The organism is Nocardioides oceani, assembly GCF_030412965.1.
GTDB classification, from domain to species: Bacteria; Actinomycetota; Actinomycetes; order Propionibacteriales; family Nocardioidaceae; genus Nocardioides; species Nocardioides oceani.
Map to the genome: position 1 here is coordinate 594838 of NZ_JAUHJQ010000002.1, position 19838 is coordinate 614675.

Here is a 19838-nt window from a genome sequence, read left to right on the forward strand (position 1 = left end):
GGTCGCCCACGTCGGTGGGTGGCCGGCCTCGTCGCGTTCGCGGTGCTGGCCGTCGGGGCCGTCTCCTGGCTGACCCTGCGGGACGACGCGTACGTCGCCACGCCGGCAGGACGGACAGCCGATGCCCTGGGCCCGCGGGCGGTCGACGCCGCGCTCGACCGGCTGGAGGAGGCCGCCGCGGCCGGCGACGCCGGCTCGCTCCAGGGCACGCCCGCCGACGTCGTCCGCAACGCCTCCCTGCTGCGGGTCCGTGACCTCGACCTCCGCCTCGTGGACGTCCTCGGGCGGACCGACGAGGGGGTTCGGGCGGCTGTCGACGTCACCTGGCGGTTCGGCGGCTTCGACGTGCGACCGGCGCGCACCGAGGTCGAGATGACCTTCGCGGCCGACCGCGAGGACGCGGTGCTCACGTCGGTCGGCGGCGGCGATGCCCGGAGCCCGTTGTGGCTGACGGGGCCCGTCGAGGCGCGCCGGTCCGACCGGGTCCTCGTGCTCGCTGCCGCTGGCGTCGATGTCGGCTCCGTGTTCTCCCGCGCCGAGGCCGCCGTGCCGGTGGTCCGTCGAGTGCTCCGCGCCTGGCGTCCCCGACTGGTGGTCGAGGTGCCGGGCTCCGCCGAGGGGCTCGGCGCCGCGCTGGGCGCCGAGGACGGCCAGTACGACGCTGTCGCGGCCGTGACCGCGGCCCCGGACGGCTCGACTGCTCCCGACGCGCCGCTGCACGTCTTCGTCAACCCCGAGGTGCTCGGCAGCCTCGGCCGCCGCGGCGCCCAGGTGGTCATGAGCCACGAGGCCACCCACGTCGCGACCCGGGCGCCGGTGACCACCCAGCCGCTCTGGCTGCTCGAGGGGTTCGCTGACTACGTCGCCCTGCGAGACGTCGACCTGCCGCTGACCACGACCGCCGGACAGGTGATCGAGCAGGTACGGCGGGACGGGCTGCCGGGCGACCTGCCCGGCCCCGTCGAGTTCGACACCGCCACCACGCACCTCGGCGCGACGTACGAGGCGGCCTGGCTGGCCTGCGTGGTCCTGGCGGAGCGCGCGGGGGAGAGCGGCCTCGTCGATCTCTACCGCGCCGCGGCCCGGCTCGGGCTCGAGGACGCACTCCGGGACGTCGCCGACTGGGACGAGGCCGCCCTCACCCGCGCCTGGCGGTCGAGGCTGGCCGATCTGGCCGGCCTGTCAGACTGAACCGCGTGACGCCCACCGCCCGGAAGCTCTCGGGGGCGCTCGTCGCTGTCGGCGGCACCGCCTTCGTCCTGCTCGCCTGGTGGCTCGTGCCGTGGGACCCCGTGCCAGGCGGGCCCGTCGAGCCGGTGCGGGCCGAGGACTACTTCAGCCCCGAGCACATCGCCCGCGCGGAGCAGTACTCGCAGTGGGCGCGGACGTGGAGCTACTCGTCGCTGGCGGTGTCGATCCTCGTCGCCTGCTACCTCGGGTTCAGCAGGCGCGGCCGGTCCTGGGCACAGCGCGCGCCAGGTCCGTGGTGGGTCCAGGTCGTGGTGCTGGTGACCGCCGTCGAGCTCGTCCGCCGGGTCGTGACGTTCCCGTTCGGCATCGCGTTCGAGCAGCACCGCCGCGACTACGGGCTGTCCACCCGGCCGTGGAGCGGGTACGCCGCTGACGTCGTCCGCAACGAGGTGCTCGGCATCGTCGTCGCCTCGATCGCCCTGCTGGTCGTCATCGGGTTGGCGCGACGGCTGCCGCGGGTGTGGCCGGTCGTCGCCGGTCTGCTCGTCGCGGCGCTCGTGGTGCTCGGCTCGTTCGTGTACCCGGTCGTCGTCGAGCCGGCGTTCAACTCCTTCGAGCCGTTGCCGGACGGACCCCTGCGCCAGGGGATCGTCGAGCTGGCGGACGAGGAGGGCGTCGAGATCGGCGAGGTGCTCGTCGCGGACGCGTCCCGACGTACGTCGACCTTGAACGCGTACGTCTCGGGCTTCGGCGCAAGCCGTCGGGTGGTGCTCTACGACACCCTGGTCGAGGACCTGTCGGCCGACCAGGCGCTGTCGGTCGTGGCGCACGAGCTGGGGCACGCCAAGCACGGGGACGTCGTCGTCGGCACCACGCTCGGCGCTGCCGGGGCTCTCGTCGCTGTCGGCCTGCTGGCCGTCGTGGTGGGCCGGCTCGGGCATCGTGGATGGCCGGCGGCCGGCGACGCGGCGGTGGTGCCACTGGTCCTCGCGCTGTTCGCCGTGGGAGGTCTGGTAGCCAGCCCGGTCCAGAACGGGATCAGCCGGCAGGTCGAGACGCGCGCCGACGTGGACGCCCTGTCGGCGACCCAGCAGCCGGAGGCCTTCGTGGGTCTCCAGGTGGAGCTGGCGGAGCACTCTCTCGCTGATCCCACTCCGCCGGACCTGCTCGCCGCGTGGTTCCAGAGCCACCCCGGGGTGCTCGATCGGATCGGGCTCGCACGTCGAGCGGCGGCAAATGCAGACCGGGGGCCGCGAACGCGGCCCCCGGTCAACGCTAGGATCAGCTGCAGTCGGTGGTGATCGTGGTACCGGACGCGCCGGCGATACTCTCGCAGGTGTCGTCGAAGGCCTCCGAGACCACCGGCCCCAGCGCGAAGACCGCGACAACGATCAGCGCGGCGATGCCCGCGATCAACAGGCCGTACTCCACGGCAGAAGCACCGCGCTCGGTCCGGCGGTTCAACAGGCGCTCAAGAAGATTCGTCATCGTCATGTCTCCGGTGTGAGGTGACTGCGTCAGCAGTTAGAGGAGATGTTGGAGTTGCCGCTCTTGATCGACGCGCACGTGTCGCTGAAGGCTTCCTTCACGACGGGGCCGAGGGCGAAGACCGCGACGACGATGAGGGCCGCGATGCCGGCGATGAGGAGGCCGTACTCGACGGCGGAGGCGCCGCGCTCCTCCATCTTGGCGAGGCGGGCGTTGAGCAGGATGCGGAAGTAGTCGACCATGACCAGGTTCTCCTTGGAAGTGCTGTGACGGGGAGTGGTTCTCGGCGCGAGGCCGAAGAACCTCACGACAGGAATCCTCGCTGAAACCGCAGGTCAGCGAATCCCGTCACCGTCTCGACCTGGGTAGTCCGAACGGACTACCCCCGGTCGGCGGCCGTCGTGGTCGGGCGGGCTACCCGGCCCTCAGGAGTCAGCCGGCTTGACGCTGGAGAGCAGACCGATCCGCATGGCGGTCACCAGCGCCTGGGCCCGGTTGGCCGCGCCGAGCTTCTGGTAGATCTTCGCGATGTGCGACTTGGCGGTCGACTCGCTGAGGTAGAGCTTGTCGCCGATCTGGGCGGCGCCGAGACCGTCCGCCAGGAGCAGCAGCACCTCGTGCTCGCGGTCGGACAGCTTGGTCGACTCGCCGGCCTGGCGGCGCATCATCGCGCCGACGAGCCCGGTGCAGATGAACGAGCGCGGGGACACGGCCGCGTGCCGCGCCGCCTTCACGACCTCGGTCGAGGGAGCGTCCTTGCCGACGAAGCCGGAGGCGCCGGCCTGCATGGCCGCGAAGATCTGCTCGTCCCCGGAGTGCATGGTGAGCACGATGAGGCCGGTGTCGTTGCTGCGCTTGCGGACCGCGCGGACGATGTCGAGACCGGTGCCGTCCTGCAGCTGCAGGTCGGTGACGATGACGTCGGGGGAGAGGTCGGCGTACTTCGTCATGGCCTCGGCCACCGTGGCGGCGACGCCGACGATGCTCATGTCGTGCTCGAGGTCGAGGACGCCGGACAGGCCGTCGCGGATGAGCTGGTGGTCGTCGACGAGGAGCACGCGGATGTTCCGGTCGCTCATGCCTTCACCTTCTTCTCTTCGGTGTCGTGCTCGAGGTGGACGTCGGGCTCGAGGTCGGCGCCCACGGCCACGGTGACCATCAGGCCGCCACCGTGAACGGGGTCGATGCTCAGCCGGCCGCCGATGAGCATCGCGCGCTCGCGCATGATCTCCAGGCCGTGCGAGTCCGACCGGGCCTGCTGCATCCCCCGACCGTCGTCGGAGACGGTGATGACGGCGCGGGGGGCGTGCACGCGGCAGTGGACGTCGATCACCGACGCCTGGGCGTGCTTGATGGCGTTGTTCATCGCCTCCTGGGTGATGCGGAACAGCTCCGCCTCCACCTCCGGACGCAGCCGCGTGGTGTGCTCCTCGAGCGTGACCTGGATGGGTACGCCGGAGACCTCGCTGAGGTTGCGGGCGATCGAGCTGATCGCCGCCCCGAGGCTCTCGTTCTCGCCGATGCTCGTGCGCAGGGTGAGCACCGACTGGCGCACCTCGCCGACCACGTGGCTGACCCGGTCCCGCAGCAGGGCGATCCGGTCGGCCTGCTCGGGGGAGCCGGGCTGGGCGGCGAGGGCGTCGACGAGGTAGCCGAGGGAGGCGATCTCCTGCGCGACGCCGTCGTGCATCTCGCGGGCCAGGCGGCGGCGCTCCTCGGCCGTCGCGGCGTCGCGGAAGGACGCGAACAGCAGCGCGGTGTCGAGGTGGACGGCGCTGGGGGCGAGGCGGCGCTGCAGCCTCCGGATCCGGCCGGCGAGGTCGAGCCGGCCGGGGTCGAGCCGGTCGGAGAGGACCCCGGCGACCACGGCGGCGTCGTCGAGCGGGATCGCGAAGGACCGCCCGGTCACGACGTTCTCGCCCCGGGCCCACGCCTCGAGCGCGACGTCCTCGCAGTCGGCCGACTCGCCGTCGAGGTGCTTCTCGACCAGCGGGGTGAGGCCGTCGCCGCGGGGGACGTAGAGCACGAGGGTCGCGATCGGCAGCTCGTCGCGGGCGGTGCTGATGATGGCGCCGCCGAGGGCGTTCGGGTCCAGCCCCGAGCTGAGGCCGCCGGACAGGTCGATGAGCTGCCGCAGCAGCGTCTGGGCGTAGTGGTACGGCGCCAGCGGGTCGGCCGAGCGCTCGATGGCGGAGTGCAGGAACGTCGCGATCAGGCCGAGCCCGAGCCCGGTGACGCCCCAGGTGAAGACGCCGATCGCCTGCTCGGCGCCCAGCCCGTCGTACCCGAGGAACGCGGTCGCGAGGAGGGCGACGAGCTGGGCAGACATCGCCAGGGCCACGCCGAGGGCACCGCGGTAGAGGCCGGCGGTGAACGGCGGGACGGCCAAGGCCGCCAGGACGGTCAGGCTGTCGCCGACGGTGATGCCGCACACCAGGCCGACGACCACGGCGTCGAACGTCGTCGCGAACGCGGTCGACACCCCGGGGCGGAACTCGGCGAGCTGGACGACGACCCACGTCGCGCCGATGGCGATCAGCGCCAGCGACATGTCCTCGTCCTTGTCGGCGAGCGCCGCGATGCAGAGGGCGAGCAGGACGAACCCGCGTGCGGCGAGGCTGAGTCGCGCGAACGGCAGGTCCGGGAAGGTCATCCCATGTTCTCCATGATGCTGATCACCGCGGGCCCCATGACCGCGATGAACAAGCACGGCAGGATGCAGAAGATGAGGGGCACCGTGATCTTGACAGGTACCTGCTGCGCCTTGTGCTCGGCGCGCTGACGTCTCTTCACGCGCATCTCGCCGGACTGGACGCGCAGCACCTGGGAGATCGGGATGCCGAAGGAGTCCGCCTGCACCATGGCACCGACGAACGCCTTGAGGTCGGGCACGTTCGTCCGGTCCCCCAGGGCGCGCAGCGCATTCGCCCGGCCCTGGCCGATCTGCATCTCGCGCAGAACTCGGGAGAACTCCTCGGCCAGCGGACCCTCGGTGTTGCGGGCGACCTGCTGCACGGCGGCGTCGAAGCCGAGACCGGACTCGACGCTGATCGTCATCAGGTCGATGGCGTCGGCGAGCTCGCGCTGCATCCGCTCGGTGCGCTCGTAGGTCTTCTGGTACAGGTACAGGTCGGGCACGAAGAACCCGACGACGAGCCCGCCGAGCAGCATCACGATCGCGACCGGCACCGACACGCCGAGCACCAGGGCGAGCGCACCGCCGACCAGGGTGAGCGCGACGGCGCCGATCACCTTGCCCGAGACGACCCGGTCGACGCTCCAGTCGCGCGGGTTGCCGGCGAAGTCGAGCTTCCTGCGGATCCGCTCCGCGGAGTCCGCGCCGGACAGCCGGCGGCCGATCCGGAGCGCCCGGGCCTGGAGCGGCTCGAGCACCCGCTCGCCGAACGGCCGGTCGAGCTCGTCGCGCAGCTCCTTGGGGGCCGAGGTGATCGCCTGGATCGCCGCCAGCGAGCGGGCGACGCCCGTCGTCTGGCCACCGTCGGGGGAGAGGGCCATGCCGACGAGCAGCAGCGCGACGAGGACCATCACGACGCCGAGCACGAAGAGCAACGTCATCTCACACCTCCACCTTGACCAGCTTGCTCATCCAGAACGCGCCGACGCTGAGGATCACCGCGGCACCGATCAGCATCAGGATGCCGAGCGGCTCGGTGAACATCACGATCACGTAGTCGCGCTGGGTGAGGAAGAGGTAGAACATGAACACCGGCGGGAGACAGCCCAGCACCCACGCGGACAGCTTGCCCTCGGCGGCGAGCGCGGCGACCTGCCGACGCAGGTACTCCCGCTCCCGCATGGTCGCGGCCACGGTGTCGAGCAGCTCGGCCAGGTTGCCGCCGACCTGACGCTGGATCTTGATCGCCATGACGACCCACTCGAAGTCCTTGGACTCGAACCGCTCGGCGACCCCCTCCAGCGCGTCCTCGAGCGGTACGCCGAGGCGGGTCTCGACCAGCACCCGCTTGAACTCCGTGGCGACCGGGTCGGCACCCTCGCGCACGATCGTGTCGACCGACTGCGCCAGCGAGAGACCGGCCGCGAGCGACCCGGACATCAGCTGGAGGGTGTCGGGCAGCAGCGCGTTGAACGCCTTGCGCCGCCGCGAGCGCCGGACCCCGAGGTAGAGCCACGGGCCCAGCGCGCCCAGCACGAGGAACAGCAGCCCGATGACGATGTTGCCGCGGCCGAGCAGCAGCCCGACGAGCCCCGCGGCGACGAGCACGCCGAGGTGGACCAGCAGCCACTCCGAGGACTTCAGCTCGCTCCCGGCGCCCTCGAGCCGGTGGGTGATCCGGGCGTCGAGCGACTGGTTGCGCCGCAGCACCGTGGCCGCGGCGTCCTTGGCCTGAGCGAGCGCCTGGTCGGCGTCGAGGCGCGGGCCCTCCGCGGCGCCGGGCCCCGTGGCGGCGGTGTAGCGCGTCAACCGCTCCTCGGCGGTGGGCGCCGCCGGGGCGCGCGGCACCAGGAGCACGACGAGGGCGACCAGCCCGAGCCCGAGCGTGCCGACGCCGGCGTACATCACCCAGGACGGCGGGACCCAGCCTGCGTCCTCGACGACCGGCGGGGGAGCGGAGGCGGCGACCGGGGCGGCGCCCTGGACGGTCGTGAAGGCCTGGGCGACCACGGGGTCCTCGCCGCCGAGCGTGACCTCGACGGTCGCCTCGGCGTCGGTGACGCCCTCGGGCACGGACGTCGTGACCAGGACCTGGCGGGCGAGCGCCTCGGCCTCGGCGGAGAACGTGTCGGCCAGCGCCGTGCGGCCGGCCTCGATCAGTCGCCCGGAGCCGGCCCCGGCCAGCTCGCGGAGCGCGGCCAGCGCTGCGTCGCCCTGCTCGAGCGCGACGACGTCCAGCGCGACGCCGGACTCCTCGACCGCGGAGGTCACGTCCTCGAGCGGCGTGCCGGAGGTGTCGGCGCCGTCGGAGAGGACCAGCAGCGAGCGCTGGCCCTCCCCGCCGGCCATCTCCACCGCCGCGAGCACGCCGTCGTGCAGCAGCGTCTCCTGGCTCAGCGACAGCGAGCGGATGACCTCGCGGGCGGCGTCGCGGTCCGTCGTCGGCGCGAGCGCCTCGGTGACCGTCCCGGCGAAGCTGACGATGCCGAGCTCGACGTCCTTCGGCACGGTCCGGACGAAGGCGAGCGCGGCCGCCTTCGCCGACCCGAAGCGGTCGCCGCGCATGGAGTTGCTCGTGTCGATCGCCAGGACGGCGGTACGCCGTACGGCCGCCGACGTGCCGGCGGGTGCGGCGGTCGCGGGCGAGGCCACCCCGTCGACGGTGACCGTCACGTCGTCGAGGTCGACCTCGACGTCCGCCGGGACCGAGACGAGGACCTGCAACCCGTCGGCGGTCGTCTCGACGTGCGCGACCGATCCGTCCGCGGCGAGCGCCGCGGACGGTGCGAGGCCCAGCGCGACCGCGGCCGCCAGGGCGAGGAGTCGGAGGACGGCTCGTCGCATCAGATCCGGTCCGTCGCGAACAGCATCGGGTCGACGGTGACGTTGGCGTAGGCCATCTTGTCGAGGAACTTCGGACGCAGCCCGGTGGGTCGCAGGCGGCCCAGCGTGCGGCCGTGGGTGTCGAACCCGGCGGAGGTGTCGAAGACGAAGATGTCCTGCAGCGTGATCACGTCGCCCTCCATCCGCTCGACCTCGGTGATGTGGGTGATCCGGCGCGTGCCGTCCTTGAAGCGCGTCTGGTGCACGATCACGTCGACCGCGGACGCGACCTGCTCGCGGATGGCGCGCACGGGCAGGTCCATGCCGGCCATCAGCACCATCGTCTCCATGCGGGAGAGCGTGTCGCGCGGGCCGTTGGAGTGCAGGGTGCAGATGGATCCGTCGTGGCCGGTGTTCATCGCCTGCAGCATGTCCAGCGCGGAGGCGTCGCGGACCTCGCCGACGATGATCCGGTCCGGGCGCATCCGCAGGCTGTTGCGGACCAGGTCGCGGATGTGCACCGCGCCCTTGCCCTCGATGTTGGCCGGCCGCGACTCCAGGCGCACGACGTGGTCCTGCTTGAGCTGCAGCTCCGCGGCGTCCTCGATCGTCACGATGCGCTCGTCGGAGGGGATGAACGACGACAGCACGTTGAGCGTCGTGGTCTTCCCGGCGCCGGTGCTGCCGGAGACGATGATGTTGAGCCGGCCGCGGACGCAGGCGTCGAGGAAGTCGCAGGTCTGCGGGGTCAACGAGCCGAACGAGACCAGGTCGGTGGCCGTCAGCGGGTCGGTCGCGAACTTCCGGATCGTCAGGGCGGAGCCGTCGACGGCCAGCGGCGGGACGACGGCGTTGACGCGGCTGCCGTCGGGCAGGCGCGCGTCGACCATCGGGCTGGACTCGTCGACGCGTCGGCCGATGCGGGAGACGATCTTGTCGATGGTCCGGCGCAGGTGCGCCTCGTCGACGAAGTGGGCGTCGGCGGGCTGCAGCCGGCCGTTCTTCTCCAGCCAGATCGAGCGGTGGCCGTTGACCATGACCTCGGAGACGTCGGGGTCGCGCAGGAACGGCTGGATCGGCCCGTAGCCGAGGATGTCGTCGCTGATCTCCTGGGTGACGCGCGCGCGGTCGCCGCTGCTGAGGGGCCGGTCCTGCGAGGCGAGCACGTCGGCGAGGACCGTGCGGACCCGCTGGTCCAGCTCGTCCTGGTCCATGTCGGCGTCGTACAGGTGCGGTCCGAGCTCCTGGAGCAGCTCGGTGTGGACGCTGCTCTTCAGCTCCTCGATGCGGTCGGCCTGCGACGTGCCGAGGGTACGCCGGGGCGCGGCGTCGGCCTTGCGCCTCACCGCCGCGGCGGCGTTCGCGGCGGCCCCGGCCGCGGCCGCGCCGGCGGGCTGGTCGCGTGCGGGGTCGACCACCGTCGTGCCGTCGTGCGCGGCGTCACCGGCCGCGCCCACCTCGGGGCCGGCGGGGTGGACGGCGCCCGACGGCTCGGACGGCCCGGACGGGTCTGCGCGGCGGGCGGCGGCGAGGCGTTCGGACAGGGAGCTCATCTGGTCATCTCCGGAGACGGAACCGGCGGGCGGGCTTCTCGGACTCGGCCGGGTCGGCCCCCTCCTCGGGGGCCCCGGCGGAGCGAGGGGCCGCGACGGTCTCGCCCGCGAGGCGGACGGCGAGGTCGCGGATGGCGGTGCTGGACTGGTGGGTGGGGTTCTCCAGCAGGATCGGCGTGCCGGAGTTGGTCGCGGCCGCGATGTCGATGGAGCTCTCCACCTGGGTGGCCACGCCCATGCCGAGGATCGCCTCGACCTTGTCCGGGCCGATGCCCACGGCGTCGTCCGCCCGGTTGAGGAGCAGGTGCCGGTGGCCGCGGGCGATGTTGAGCATCTCCAGCGTCTCGAGCGCGACCTTGACGTTCTTCAGGGTCGGCACGTCCAGTGTCGCGACGATGACGCACTCGTCGGTCTCGTCCAGGGCGGTCAGCGTCTGCTCGTCGAAGGCCGGCGCGGTGTCGACGACGACGTAGTCGAAGGTCTCGCGCAGCGTGCGCAGGATCCTGGTCACCAGCGCGGCGGTGACCCGCTCCCGCACGTCGGGGTGGGCGGGGGCGGCCAGCACCATGAGGGACTCCTGGTGCCGGGTCAGCAGCCCGTCGAGCATGGCCACGTCGAGGGAGTCCTCGGCGCCGACGGCCTGCTCGATCGAGTGGGTGGGGAAGAGCTGCATGGTGATCGCGACGTCGCCGAAGCCGAGGTCGAGGTCGACCAGGCACACCTTGCGGGCGCCCTGGTCGGTCAGCGCCAGCGCCAGGTTGACCGCCATCGTGGTCTTGCCGACGCCGCCCTTGGGGGAGAAGACCGTGACGACGCGGCCGACGTGCGCGGCGCCCGAGGGTCCGCGGAGGGCCAGGTGCAGCTGGTAGGCGCGGTCGACGGCGGCCTCGAGCGCCGTGACGTCGTCGGTGGCGACGACATCACGGGCCCCGGCCTTCATCGCGCCGGCCAGGGTGGCGGTGTCGAGCTCGTCGCGGACGAGCACCACGCTGACGGTCGGCCGGGAGGTGCGCAGGCCCTCGCACACCGCGACGGTCTCCTCCAGCGCCAGGTGCGGGCCCAGCACGACGACGTACTCGTCGGTGTGCTGGGTGAGCCAGGCCTGCATGCGGTCGACCGACAGCACGCCCTGCGCGCCGGTGGGCAGACCGGCCAGGAGCGCGGCGACGGTGGAGTTCTCGGGATCGACGACGACGGGCACGTCGACTACCTGAACAGGTTCTGGTTAGTGACGCCCGGTCCGGGGCGCACGCTGGTGCCCTCGCCGACGAGGGCGAAGGCCAGCTCGCCGTTGCCCTGCGCGAACATCACCCGCTCGACCTCGTCCTGGGTGAGCGCCAGGGTGATCAGCGTCCGCGGCAGCTGCTCGACGGTCTGCTGACCGGTCTGGTCGGTCGTGGTCGTCGAGACCGGCGTGGTCGAGCCGACGGCCAGCACCGTGGCCTTCGGCAGCAGCAGCCGGGTGAACGGCTGGCCCGTGCTCGGGTCCGCGCCGTTGAAGAAGACCGCGACCTGCGAGCCGGGGTTGACGAAGCCGGCCACCCGGGCGGTGTCCGTGAGGTTCACCGTGGCGGTGACCTGGCCCTTCTGCAGCTGCAGTCCGGTGTCGGCCGAGACCTGCGCGGCGCCGCCGAACTTGGCAGGGATCAGCTGCTCACCGGGATAGATCGGCACCAGCGCGAGCTGGCCGCTGAAGAGCTCGGTGTCGGACTGCGCGCCCTCGAGCACCTGGTCCTGCGCAACGGGCTCGAGCGCCACCTTGCCGGCGGCCAGGGCGTCCTCGATCTTCTCGCCCTTGGCGATCGGCGCGGTCGCCCGCAGCACGTCGACCGTGGCGAACCGGTCCTCCGCGCGCTCGTCGGCCCCCCGCACGTACAGGAAGACCAGCACCGCGCCGAGGGCAGCGACGAGCGCAGCGGCGATCAGCAGGATCCTTCGTCGATCCATCGACAGAACCTCTCCGTCCTGTGAGGAACGTCGGGAGCCCCCTCCGACGGTCCAGCGTTGTCCCATGCGGCAACGGTCCGCTCCTCCCCGAGCGGACGCACCGAGCAACGATGCTAGGCGGCCCCATCAGTTCCCGCGGGGAAATGGCGGGAACGGCAGCGCGCGCCACCCGTACGGGTGACGCGCGCCGGGACGTGCCGGGGTGCCGGTCAGGAGTAGAGGGCGTCGACGTCGGCGCGGAACTCGCGCATGACGACGTTCCGCTTCAGCTTCAGGCTCGGGGTGAGCTGTCCGCCCTCCTCGGTCCACTCCGCCGCGAGGATGGTGAACTTGCGGATCGACTCGGCCTTGGAGACCGCCTTGTTGGCGTCCTCCACGGCGGACTCGATCTCGGCGCGCAGGTCGGGGTCGTCGACCAGCTGCTCGAGGTCGCCGGACTTGCCGCGGGCCTCGGCCCACACCGGCAGCGACTCGCGGTCGAGGGTCACCAGTGCGGCGATGAACGGCTGGCCGTCGCCGACCACGACGCACTGGTCGACGAGCGCATGCGCACGCAGGCGGTCCTCGAGCACGGCCGGTGCCACGTTCTTGCCGCCGGCGGTGACGATGATCTCCTTCTTGCGGCCGGTGATCTTGACGAAGCCCTCCTCGTCGACCTCACCGACGTCGCCGGTGTGGAACCAGCCGTCGGCCTCCAGCGCCTCGCGGCTGGCGTCCTCGTTCTCCCAGTAGCCTGCGAAGACCTGGCCACCGCGGAAGAGCAGCTCGCCGTCGTCGGCGACGCGGACCGCGGTGCCCGGGATCGGGCGGCCGACGGAGCCGACCTTCTGGGCGTCGGGGAGGTTGACGGTCAGCGCCGCGGTCGTCTCGGTGAGCCCGTAGCCCTCGAGGACCGTCAGCCCGATGCCGCGGTAGAAGTGGCCGAGCCGGTCGCCCAGCGGCGCGCCGCCGGAGACCGCGAACTGGCAGTTGCCGCCGAGCGCGTCGAGCAGCTTGCCGTAGACCAGCCTGCTGAACAGCGCGTGCTGGGCGCGGACGGCGAGCGAGGGCCGGCCCTTGTCCAGGCCGCGCGACCAGGCGATGGCGACGTCGGCCGCGCGGTCGAAGATCTTGCCGCGGCCCTCCGCCGTCGCCTTCTGCGAGGCGGTGTTGAAGACCTTCTCGAAGACGCGCGGCACGGCGAGGATGAAGGTCGGCCGGAACGACTGCAGGTCCGGCAGGAGGTTCTTGATGTCGGGGGAGTGGCCCAGGCGGGTCCGCGACTTCACGCAGCCGACCTGGATGATCCGGGCGAAGACGTGCGCGAGCGGCAGGAACAGCAGCGTCGAGGCGCCCTCGGTGTCGAAGAGCCGGTGCAGCTCGTCGACCGCGACGCCGAGCTCGAACATGAAGTTGCCGTGGGTGAGCATGCAGCCCTTGGGGCGCCCGGTGGTGCCGGAGGTGTAGATCAGCGTCGCGAGGTCCAGCGGCGTCGCCGTCGTACGCCGCTTCTCCAGCTCCTCGTCGGCGATGTCGGCGCCGAGGCGGCCCAGGACCTCGACGGCGTTGTCGGTCAGCGACCACACGTGGTTGAGCGCCTCGAGCCCGGCGCGCACCTCGGCCACCCGCGCGACGTGGTCGTCGGTCTCCGCGACGATCGCCCGGGCGCCGCTGTCGCGCAGGATCCACTCGATCTGCTCGGCCGAGGAGGTCTCGTAGATCGGCACGGTGACCGCGCCGGCGAACCAGATGGCGTAGTCGAGCAGCGTCCACTCGTAGCGGGTCTTGGAGATCAGCGCGACCCGGTCGCCGGTCTCGATGCCGGCCGCGACCAGGCCCTTGGCGACGGCGGAGACCTCGGCGAGGAACTCCGCGGCGGTCACGTCGGACCAGCCCCCGTCGCCCGCCGGCCGGCTGAAGACGACGGCGTCGGGCGCCTCCTCGGCGTTCCTCACCACGTCGTCGGTCAGGTTGCCGGTCCCCGGGACCTCGATCGTCAGGGGCGTGGAGAACTCCCGCACGCTGCACTCCTCCGGACACGTCGGTACGGGCGCCCGGTCGGACGCCTCGTCGCAGGCTACCGCCGCCCGAGGACGCCCCTCCCATCCGGTACGCTGCCGCATCGATCCACCCGCCGACCCCGCCCAGCAGCCGCGACCTCCAGGGGGCCCCGCCATGGCCGAACAGACCACGTCGTCGATCACCGTCGACGCCGCGCCGGCCGACGTGATGACGGTGATCGCGGACTTCGCGGCGTACCCCGAGTGGGCCAAGGGCGTGCGGACCGCCGACGTCGTCTCGACCTACCCCGACGGCCGGGCCGAGCGGGTGTTCTTCGCCCTCGACGTCTCGCCGATCAAGGACGAGTACACCCTGGAGTACCAGTGGGACGGCGACCGCGAGGTCACCTGGACCCTGGTCGAGGGCCAGATGATGCGGGCGCTCGACGGCGCCTACGTGCTGCGCGACCTCGGCGGCTCGACCGAGGTGACCTACCGGCTCGCCCTCGACGTCTCGATCCCGCTCATCGGGATGCTGAAGCGCAAGGGCGAGAAGATCCTCATCGACACGGCGCTGAAGGGTCTGAAGAAGCGCGTCGAGTCGCGCTGACGCGCCCGATGCGTCTCCTCCTCCTCACCGGCAAGGGCGGTGTCGGCAAGTCCACGGTCGCGGCTGGTACGGCGGCGCTCGCGGCCGCCGCGGGCCACCGCACGCTGGTGCTGTCCACCGACGCGGCCCACTCGCTCGGTGACGCCTTCGGCGTGCCCGTGGGGCCGGACCCCACCGAGGTGGCCGACCGGCTGTTCGTCCAGCAGGTCGACGCCCAGCTGCGCTTCCAGGAGTCGTGGGGCGAGGTGCAGCGCTACCTCCTCTCGGTCCTCGACGCCGCCGGCGTCGACCGGGTCGCGGCCGAGGAGCTGACCGTCCTCCCCGGCGCCGAGGAGGTGCTGGCGCTGCTCGAGCTGCGGCTCCAGGTCCTCTCCGGTGCGTGGGACGTCGTCGTCGTCGACTGCGCGCCCACCGCCGAGACGCTCCGGCTGCTGGCGCTGCCCGAGGCCCTCGGGTGGTACATGCAGCGGGTCTTCCCGCTCCAGGCCCGCGTCGTCAGCACCCTCAAGCCGGTGCTCGCGCGCGCGGCCGGGGTGCCGATGCCGGGCGGGTCGGTCTTCGACGCCGTCGAGCGGCTGCACGCCGAGCTCGACGAGGTCCGGGCGCTGCTCCAGGGCCCGTCGGCGAGCGTGCGCCTCGTGCTCACCCCCGAGGCCGTCGTCGTCGCGGAGGCCCGCCGCAGCTGGACCACGCTGTCGCTCTACGGCTACCGCGTCGACGGGGTCGTCGCCAACCGGGTCTTCCCGGACGCCGACGGCGACGACTGGCGCGCCGGCTGGGTCGCCGCGCAGCAGCAGGTCCTCGCCGAGGTCGACCAGTCCTTCGTCGGGCTGCCGGTCTGGCGCTCGCGGTACCGGCCGGCCGAGCCCGTGGGCGTCGAGGCGCTCCGCGACCTCGCCGAGGAGGTGTACGCCGGCGCCGACCCGCTCGTGGTGCCCACCGGCGACGGGCCGTTCCGCGTCACGCGGACCGCCGACGGCGCGGTGCTGCGCCTGCGGCTGCCGCTGGTGGCCCGCGACCAGGTCGACCTCGCGCGCACGCACGACGAGCTGGTCGTGACCGTCGGGTCCTACCGCCGCCCGATCACGCTGCCCGCCGCGCTCGTGCACCTCGACGTGGCCGGCGCCCGGGTCGAGGACGGCGAGCTGCAGGTCCGCTTCCGCGCCCGCCACGACCGCTCGCGGGGAGCGAGCGCATGAGCGACGAGCAGCGGCCGGGCGACGCAGCCGGCCCCGACGGTGAGGACGTGGGCAGCGTCGCCGAGGAGGCGGCCAAGCTCTTCGGCGCACTCGGCGACTGGGCGCAGGACCAGGGCGACGGTCTCGGCGCCGGGTTCTCGGGCTTCGCGGCGCAGGCCGCCGCGGCCGCCCACGGGCTGGACGAGCACCTCGCGACCGGCGCCCCCGAGTGCACCTGGTGCCCGGTCTGCCGGGCGGTCCAGGCGGTGCGCCGGACGAGCCCCGAGGTGCGGGCCCACCTGACGGCGGCCGCCTCCTCGCTGCTGCAGGCGGCCGCCGAGGCGATGGCGACGGCGGTCCCGCAGGACCGTCGCCCGCCGCCGGACGCCGGCACGCGGGTGGAACGGATCGACCTGGACCCCGACACGGGGACCGACGAGTGGCCGGAGGACGAGGAATGACGCTCACGTGTGGCGTGGACGTCGGTGGCACGAAGATCGCCGGCGGCGTGGTGGACAGCGAGGGCACGATCCTCGAGGAGCTGCGGGTCGAGTCGCCGGCGACCGACGCCGAGGCGATCGAGGACGCGATCGCCGGCCTGGTCGCCGACCTGCGCACCCGCCACGAGATCACGGCCGTCGGCGTCGGGGCGGCCGGCTACGTCGACAAGGCCCGCTCGGTGGTGATGTTCGCGCCGAACATCGCCTGGCGCGACGTACCCCTCAAGGCGGAGCTGGAGCAGCGCGTCGAGCTGCCGGTCGTGGTGGAGAACGACGCGAACGCCGCGGCCTGGGGCGAGTTCGTCTTCGGCGCCGGCCACGACGTCGACGACCTGCTGCTCGTGACGGTCGGCACCGGCATCGGCGGCGGCATCGTGCTCGACGGCAGGCTGCACCGCGGCGCGTTCGGCGCGGGCGCGGAGATCGGCCACATGCGGGTCGTGCCGGACGGCATCCGCTGCGGGTGCGGCAACCGCGGCTGCTTCGAGCAGTACGCCAGCGGGTCGGCGCTCGTCCGCGACGCGCGCGCGGCCGCGGTCGAGGGGTCCCTGGCGGCCCGCGGCCTGCTCGCCCGGGCCGGCGGCGACGCGCTCGCGATCACGGGTCCGCTCATCACCGAGGCCGCCCGTGCCGGCGACCCGTTCGCGGTGGCGCAGCTGGCCGAGCTGGGCCGCTGGCTCGGCGAGGGCATCGCGTCGCTGGCCGCCGTGCTGGACCCGGCCGTCGTGGTCGTCGGCGGCGGCGTCAGCGAGGCCGGCGAGCTGCTGCTCGGCCCGATCCGCACGGCGTTCGTCGCCGAGCTCCCGGCGCGCGGCCACCGGCCGACGCTCGAGATCCGCCGCGCCCGGCTGGGCAACCGCGCGGGCCTCATCGGCGCCGCCGACCTCGCCCGCCACTGAGGGTCGGCGCGTGAGCCTGCACATCGGCGTCGACGTCGGCGGCACCAAGGTGCTGGCCGGCGAGGTCGACGCCGACGGCACGGTGCGGCGTACCGCCCGACGGGCCACCCCCGGCCGTCGCGTCGACGCCGCCCTGGTCGAGCAGGCCCTGACCGAGGCCGTCGCGGAGGTCGCCGACGGCCGGCGGGTCGACGGCGTGGGCCTCGCGGCCGCCGGGTTCGTCGACGCCGCGGGTGAGCGGGTGATGTTCGCGCCGCACCTGCCCTGGCAGGGCGAGGACGTCCGCGACCGGCTCGCCGAGCGCTGGGGCACCGTGGTCGCGCTCGACAACGACGCGAACTGCGCGGCGCTCGCGGAGGGCGCGCTCGGTGCCGCGGCGGGTGTCGAGGACTTCCTGCTCGTCACGATGGGGACCGGGATCGGCGGCGCGGTCGTGATCGGCGGCCGCGTCCACCGCGGGACCAACGGGATGGCCGGGGAGTTCGGGCACGCCCAGGTGGTGCCGGACGGCCACGCGTGCGAGTGCGGCGGCGCGGGGTGCTGGGAGCAGTACTCCAGCGGCAACGCGCTCGTCCGGCTCGCGCGGAGCGGCGTCGGGCGCGAGGCCACCGTGCTCGACGAGCTGTGCGGCGGCGACCCGGAGGCCGTCGTCGGACCGATGGTGACCGAGGCCGCCGAGCGAGGGGACCGGGTGGCCGCCGCCGCGTTCGCGTCCGTGGGGGACTGGCTCGGCGTCGGCATCGCCAACCTGGTCGCCGCCTTCGACCCCGCGCTCGTCGTCGTCGGTGGCGGGGTCTCCGCGGCCGACGACCTGCTGCTCGACCCCGCCCGCCGGGCGCTCACCCGGTCGCTGGTCGGCGCCGCGCACCGCACCGTCCCGGAGGTCGTCCGCGCCCGGTTCGGGCCGGAGGCGGGGATCGTCGGCGGGGCGATGCTCGCCCGCCGCCGGGCCTAGAGCTGGGCGCCGTCGTCCCAGGGGTCCCGCGGGCCGCGGGGCATCTGCAGGACGAGGTAGAGGAAGCCGCCGACGAACCAGCCGACGAGCAGGTAGGACAGCAGCTGCGGCAGCCCGACGCCGGCCACCAGGCACACCAGCAGCACCGCGGGCGCGCCGAAGACGCCGGCCCACCCGACCGCCCGCGCGCCGCGCGGACGCGGCAGCGGCGGGGGAGCCGGCGGGACGAACCGCTCCTCGTCGGCCCGCGCGAGGTCGCTGCCCGGATCCTCCGGGAGCGGCACGTCGTACGTCGGCGGGCCGGCGTCGACGGTGGGCGCGGGCGGGTCCTCGTCGAGCGTCGGGCGCTCGCCGTAGTTCTCGACGATCGCGCGCCAGACGTCGTCCTCGTCGTCCCGCTTCACGGGGTCGAGGCTACGCCGCGGTCACCCGCTTCACGAACGCCGCGGTCTCCTCGACGATCGTCGGCAGGTCGTGGTCGAGGGTGGCGACGTGGTAGCTCTCCGGGAGCGACACCTCGGTCACGTCGCGCGAGGACACCCCGGCGACCACCAGCGGCTGGGTGAGCTCGTCGACGACGTGGTCGACGGTCGAGCGGAGGTAGAGCAGCGGGGCGGTGACGCGGGGCAGGTCGGCGACGAGGCCGGGCCAGGCGCGGAACATCGAGTGGGCGGCCTTGAGCGGCGTGCGGGTGTAGCCGTGCTCCTCGACGCCGGGCTTCTTGATGTCGTTCGCGATGCCCGGGAAGCTCCCGACGAGGTGCTTGAGCACGGGGAGCAGCGTGACGTCCTTGCGCCCGGTGGCCAGCGCGGGGTTGACGACCACGACCCCCGCCACGGCGTCGCCGTGGTCGGCGGCCAGCCGCAGCGTGAGCGCGCCGCCCATCGACAGCCCGCCGACGACGACCGCGTCATGGTCGCGCCGCAGGTCGGCGAAGGCCCGCGACAGCTCGGCGTACCAGTCGTCCCACGTCGTGGTGTTGCAGTCCTGCCAAGTGGTGCCATGGCCCGGCAGCCGCGGCACCTCGACGCCGTACCCCCGCTCCGCGAGCGCCTCGCCCCACGGCTTGATCGACGCCGGCTGCCCGGTGAAGCCGTGGCTGAGCAGCACGCCGACGCGGCGGCCGCCGGTCAGCTCGGGGCGGGCGGGCACGGAGAGCGGGGCGGCCAGGGGGTGGATCGCGGGGCCGGCGTTCGGCGCGGTCGTCATGCCCGCACCTTAGGTCTAGGGTTGCCCCGTCCGGGCCGGGTCTTGGAAGGTGCGCCGCGTGTTCTATTGGTTCCTGAAGTGGGTGGCCCTCGGGCCGTTCCTGCGGGTCATCTTCCGGCCGCAGGTGACCGGCGCGGACAACGTCCCCGCCGACGGCCCGGCGATCCTCGCCAGCAACCACCTGTCCTACGCCGACTGGCTCTTCATGCCGCTCACCCTGCCGCGCCGGGTGACGTTCGTGGCGAAGGCGGAGTACTTCACCAGCCCCGGCGTCAAGGGCTGGTTCCAGAAGCAGTTCTTCTCCGGCGCCGGTCAGGTGCCGATCGACCGGGGCGGCGCCAGCGCGGCCGAGGGCGCGCTCACGGCGGCCAAGCGGATCCTGCAGGAGGGCGGGCTGTTCGGCATCTACCCGGAGGGCACCCGCAGCCACGACGGCCGGCTCTACCGCGGCAAGACCGGCGTCGCCCGCCTCGCGCTCGAGACCGGCGTGCCGGTGATCCCGGTCGCCGTCGTCGGCACCGACGTCGTCGCGCCCCCGGGCAAGACCTTCGGCACGTTCACCCGTCCGGTCGTGCGCTTCGGCAAACCGTTGGACTTCTCCCGCTACGAGGGGATGAGCAACGACCGCTACATCCTCCGCTCGGTGACCGACGAGATCATGTACGAGATCATGCGGCTCTCCGGCCAGGAGTACGTCGACATGTACGCCGCACAGGCCAAGAAGGCCGACGCCGAGTCGAAGAAGGCCGAGCGGGGCGAGCAGCCCGCCGAGCAGCAGAAGAAGGCGTCCTGAGCGCAGGCCGCGACCTGCCGGACGGCGCGTCCGCCGGGCTGGCCGTCGAGGACCGGCTCTTCCGGGCGCTGGCGGTCC

General features: G+C 73.2%; 20 protein-coding genes. 8 read left to right on the forward strand and 12 right to left on the reverse strand.

Annotation, left to right across the window (positions count from 1 at the left end; all coding sequences use genetic code 11):
* Positions 1 to 18: 18 nt before the first annotated feature.
* Both QWY28_RS08430 and QWY28_RS08435 read left to right on the forward strand, forming a co-directional pair.
* Positions 19 to 1191 (forward strand): hypothetical protein, encoded by a 1173-nt coding sequence (locus QWY28_RS08430; protein ID WP_300951954.1) that lies wholly within the window; start codon positions 19 to 21, stop codon positions 1189 to 1191.
* Positions 1192 to 1196: 5 nt separating this feature from the next.
* On the forward strand, positions 1197 to 2492 hold the full coding sequence (locus tag QWY28_RS08435) for a M48 family metallopeptidase (protein ID WP_300951955.1): 1296 nt from the start codon (positions 1197 to 1199) through the stop codon (positions 2490 to 2492).
* On the opposite strand, the gene QWY28_RS08440 is transcribed toward QWY28_RS08435, so the two are convergent.
* The 10 genes from QWY28_RS08440 to QWY28_RS08485 all read right to left on the reverse strand — a co-directional run bounded on the left by QWY28_RS08440 (position 2473) and on the right by QWY28_RS08485 (position 13637).
* Positions 2473 to 2685: a Flp family type IVb pilin gene (locus QWY28_RS08440; RefSeq protein WP_300951956.1), complete on the reverse strand. Its 213-nt coding sequence runs from the start codon at positions 2683 to 2685 to the stop codon at positions 2473 to 2475. The two genes, QWY28_RS08435 and QWY28_RS08440, sit on opposite strands and share 20 nt — an antisense overlap.
* A 23-nt stretch (positions 2686 to 2708) precedes the next feature.
* On the reverse strand, positions 2709 to 2987 hold the full coding sequence (locus tag QWY28_RS08445; RefSeq protein ID WP_300951958.1) for a Flp family type IVb pilin: 279 nt from the start codon (positions 2985 to 2987) through the stop codon (positions 2709 to 2711).
* A gap of 117 nt (positions 2988 to 3104) precedes the next feature.
* Entirely contained in the window at positions 3105 to 3758 is a 654-nt protein-coding gene (locus QWY28_RS08450; protein ID WP_300951960.1) for a response regulator transcription factor, read from the reverse strand.
* On the reverse strand, positions 3755 to 5332 hold the full coding sequence (locus QWY28_RS08455) for a sensor histidine kinase (RefSeq protein ID WP_300951962.1): 1578 nt from the start codon (positions 5330 to 5332) through the stop codon (positions 3755 to 3757). The genes QWY28_RS08450 and QWY28_RS08455 overlap by 4 nt, the downstream gene beginning before the upstream one ends.
* A complete protein-coding gene (locus QWY28_RS08460; protein ID WP_300951963.1) occupies positions 5329 to 6255 on the reverse strand; it encodes a type II secretion system F family protein in 927 nt (308 codons plus the stop codon). Before QWY28_RS08460 ends, QWY28_RS08455 begins: the two co-directional genes overlap by 4 nt.
* Position 6256: 1 nt before the next feature.
* The gene (locus QWY28_RS08465; RefSeq protein ID WP_300951964.1) at positions 6257 to 8158 is read right to left on the reverse strand and encodes a type II secretion system F family protein; all 1902 of its coding nucleotides are present in this window, start codon (positions 8156 to 8158) and stop codon (positions 6257 to 6259) included.
* Positions 8158 to 9690, reverse strand: coding sequence for a TadA family conjugal transfer-associated ATPase (locus QWY28_RS08470; RefSeq protein WP_300951965.1), 1533 nt, complete (start codon positions 9688 to 9690; stop codon positions 8158 to 8160). Before QWY28_RS08470 ends, QWY28_RS08465 begins: the two co-directional genes overlap by 1 nt.
* 4 nt (positions 9691 to 9694) lie before the next feature.
* A complete protein-coding gene (locus tag QWY28_RS08475; protein ID WP_300951967.1) occupies positions 9695 to 10891 on the reverse strand; it encodes a CpaE/TadZ family protein in 1197 nt (398 codons plus the stop codon).
* Between the two features lie 5 nt (positions 10892 to 10896).
* A complete protein-coding gene (gene cpaB / locus QWY28_RS08480; protein WP_300951968.1) occupies positions 10897 to 11637 on the reverse strand; it encodes a Flp pilus assembly protein CpaB in 741 nt (246 codons plus the stop codon).
* A 209-nt stretch (positions 11638 to 11846) separates the two neighbouring features.
* Positions 11847 to 13637, reverse strand: a complete 1791-nt coding sequence (locus QWY28_RS08485) for an AMP-dependent synthetase/ligase (protein WP_300951970.1) — start codon at positions 13635 to 13637, stop codon at positions 11847 to 11849.
* A 154-nt stretch (positions 13638 to 13791) separates the two neighbouring features.
* Here QWY28_RS08485 and QWY28_RS08490 point away from each other — a divergent pair, with 154 nt between their 5' ends.
* Genes QWY28_RS08490 through QWY28_RS08510 form a run of 5 tightly spaced genes read left to right on the forward strand, consistent with a single transcriptional unit; the run spans position 13792 to position 17758 of the window.
* Positions 13792 to 14226: an SRPBCC family protein gene (locus QWY28_RS08490; protein WP_300951971.1), complete on the forward strand. Its 435-nt coding sequence runs from the start codon at positions 13792 to 13794 to the stop codon at positions 14224 to 14226.
* 8 nt (positions 14227 to 14234) lie between these two features.
* Positions 14235 to 15425 (forward strand): ArsA family ATPase, encoded by a 1191-nt coding sequence (locus QWY28_RS08495; RefSeq protein WP_300951973.1) that lies wholly within the window; start codon positions 14235 to 14237, stop codon positions 15423 to 15425.
* The gene (locus QWY28_RS08500; protein WP_300951975.1) at positions 15422 to 15865 is read left to right on the forward strand and encodes a hypothetical protein; all 444 of its coding nucleotides are present in this window, start codon (positions 15422 to 15424) and stop codon (positions 15863 to 15865) included. Before QWY28_RS08495 ends, QWY28_RS08500 begins: the two co-directional genes overlap by 4 nt.
* Positions 15862 to 16803 (forward strand): ROK family glucokinase, encoded by a 942-nt coding sequence (locus QWY28_RS08505; protein WP_300951976.1) that lies wholly within the window; start codon positions 15862 to 15864, stop codon positions 16801 to 16803. The genes QWY28_RS08500 and QWY28_RS08505 overlap by 4 nt, the downstream gene beginning before the upstream one ends.
* A gap of 10 nt (positions 16804 to 16813) precedes the next feature.
* Positions 16814 to 17758: an ROK family protein gene (locus QWY28_RS08510; protein WP_300951978.1), complete on the forward strand. Its 945-nt coding sequence runs from the start codon at positions 16814 to 16816 to the stop codon at positions 17756 to 17758.
* Here QWY28_RS08510 and QWY28_RS08515 read toward each other — a convergent pair.
* Together QWY28_RS08515 and QWY28_RS08520 are read right to left on the reverse strand one after the other, a co-directional pair.
* Positions 17755 to 18162 (reverse strand): hypothetical protein, encoded by a 408-nt coding sequence (locus QWY28_RS08515; RefSeq protein WP_300951980.1) that lies wholly within the window; start codon positions 18160 to 18162, stop codon positions 17755 to 17757. The two genes, QWY28_RS08510 and QWY28_RS08515, sit on opposite strands and share 4 nt — an antisense overlap.
* A 10-nt stretch (positions 18163 to 18172) precedes the next feature.
* Positions 18173 to 18967, reverse strand: a complete 795-nt coding sequence (locus QWY28_RS08520; RefSeq protein ID WP_300951981.1) for an alpha/beta hydrolase — start codon at positions 18965 to 18967, stop codon at positions 18173 to 18175.
* Between the two features lie 58 nt (positions 18968 to 19025).
* Here QWY28_RS08520 and QWY28_RS08525 point away from each other — a divergent pair, with 58 nt between their 5' ends.
* Entirely contained in the window at positions 19026 to 19760 is a 735-nt protein-coding gene (locus tag QWY28_RS08525) for a lysophospholipid acyltransferase family protein (RefSeq protein ID WP_300951983.1), read from the forward strand.
* Positions 19761 to 19838 lie beyond the last annotated feature (78 nt).

Bases quoted from the DNA above. Each gene is read 5' to 3' on its own strand.
- QWY28_RS08440 (WP_300951956.1), bottom strand. From the start codon at position 2,685: ATGACGATGACGAATCTTCTTGAGCGCCTGTTGAACCGCCGGACCGAG.
- QWY28_RS08450 (WP_300951960.1), bottom strand. From the start codon at position 3,758: ATGAGCGACCGGAACATCCGCGTGCTCCTCGTCGACGACCACCAGCTC.
- QWY28_RS08455 (WP_300951962.1), bottom strand. From the start codon at position 5,332: ATGACCTTCCCGGACCTGCCGTTCGCGCGACTCAGCCTCGCCGCACGC.
- QWY28_RS08460 (WP_300951963.1), bottom strand. From the start codon at position 6,255: ATGACGTTGCTCTTCGTGCTCGGCGTCGTGATGGTCCTCGTCGCGCTG.
- QWY28_RS08465 (WP_300951964.1), bottom strand. From the start codon at position 8,158: ATGCGACGAGCCGTCCTCCGACTCCTCGCCCTGGCGGCCGCGGTCGCG.
- QWY28_RS08470 (WP_300951965.1), bottom strand. From the start codon at position 9,690: ATGAGCTCCCTGTCCGAACGCCTCGCCGCCGCCCGCCGCGCAGACCCG.
- cpaB (WP_300951968.1), bottom strand. From the start codon at position 11,637: ATGGATCGACGAAGGATCCTGCTGATCGCCGCTGCGCTCGTCGCTGCC.
- QWY28_RS08490 (WP_300951971.1), top strand. From the start codon at position 13,792: ATGGCCGAACAGACCACGTCGTCGATCACCGTCGACGCCGCGCCGGCC.
- QWY28_RS08495 (WP_300951973.1), top strand. From the start codon at position 14,235: ATGCGTCTCCTCCTCCTCACCGGCAAGGGCGGTGTCGGCAAGTCCACG.
- QWY28_RS08500 (WP_300951975.1), top strand. From the start codon at position 15,422: ATGAGCGACGAGCAGCGGCCGGGCGACGCAGCCGGCCCCGACGGTGAG.
- QWY28_RS08505 (WP_300951976.1), top strand. From the start codon at position 15,862: ATGACGCTCACGTGTGGCGTGGACGTCGGTGGCACGAAGATCGCCGGC.
- QWY28_RS08520 (WP_300951981.1), bottom strand. From the start codon at position 18,967: ATGACGACCGCGCCGAACGCCGGCCCCGCGATCCACCCCCTGGCCGCC.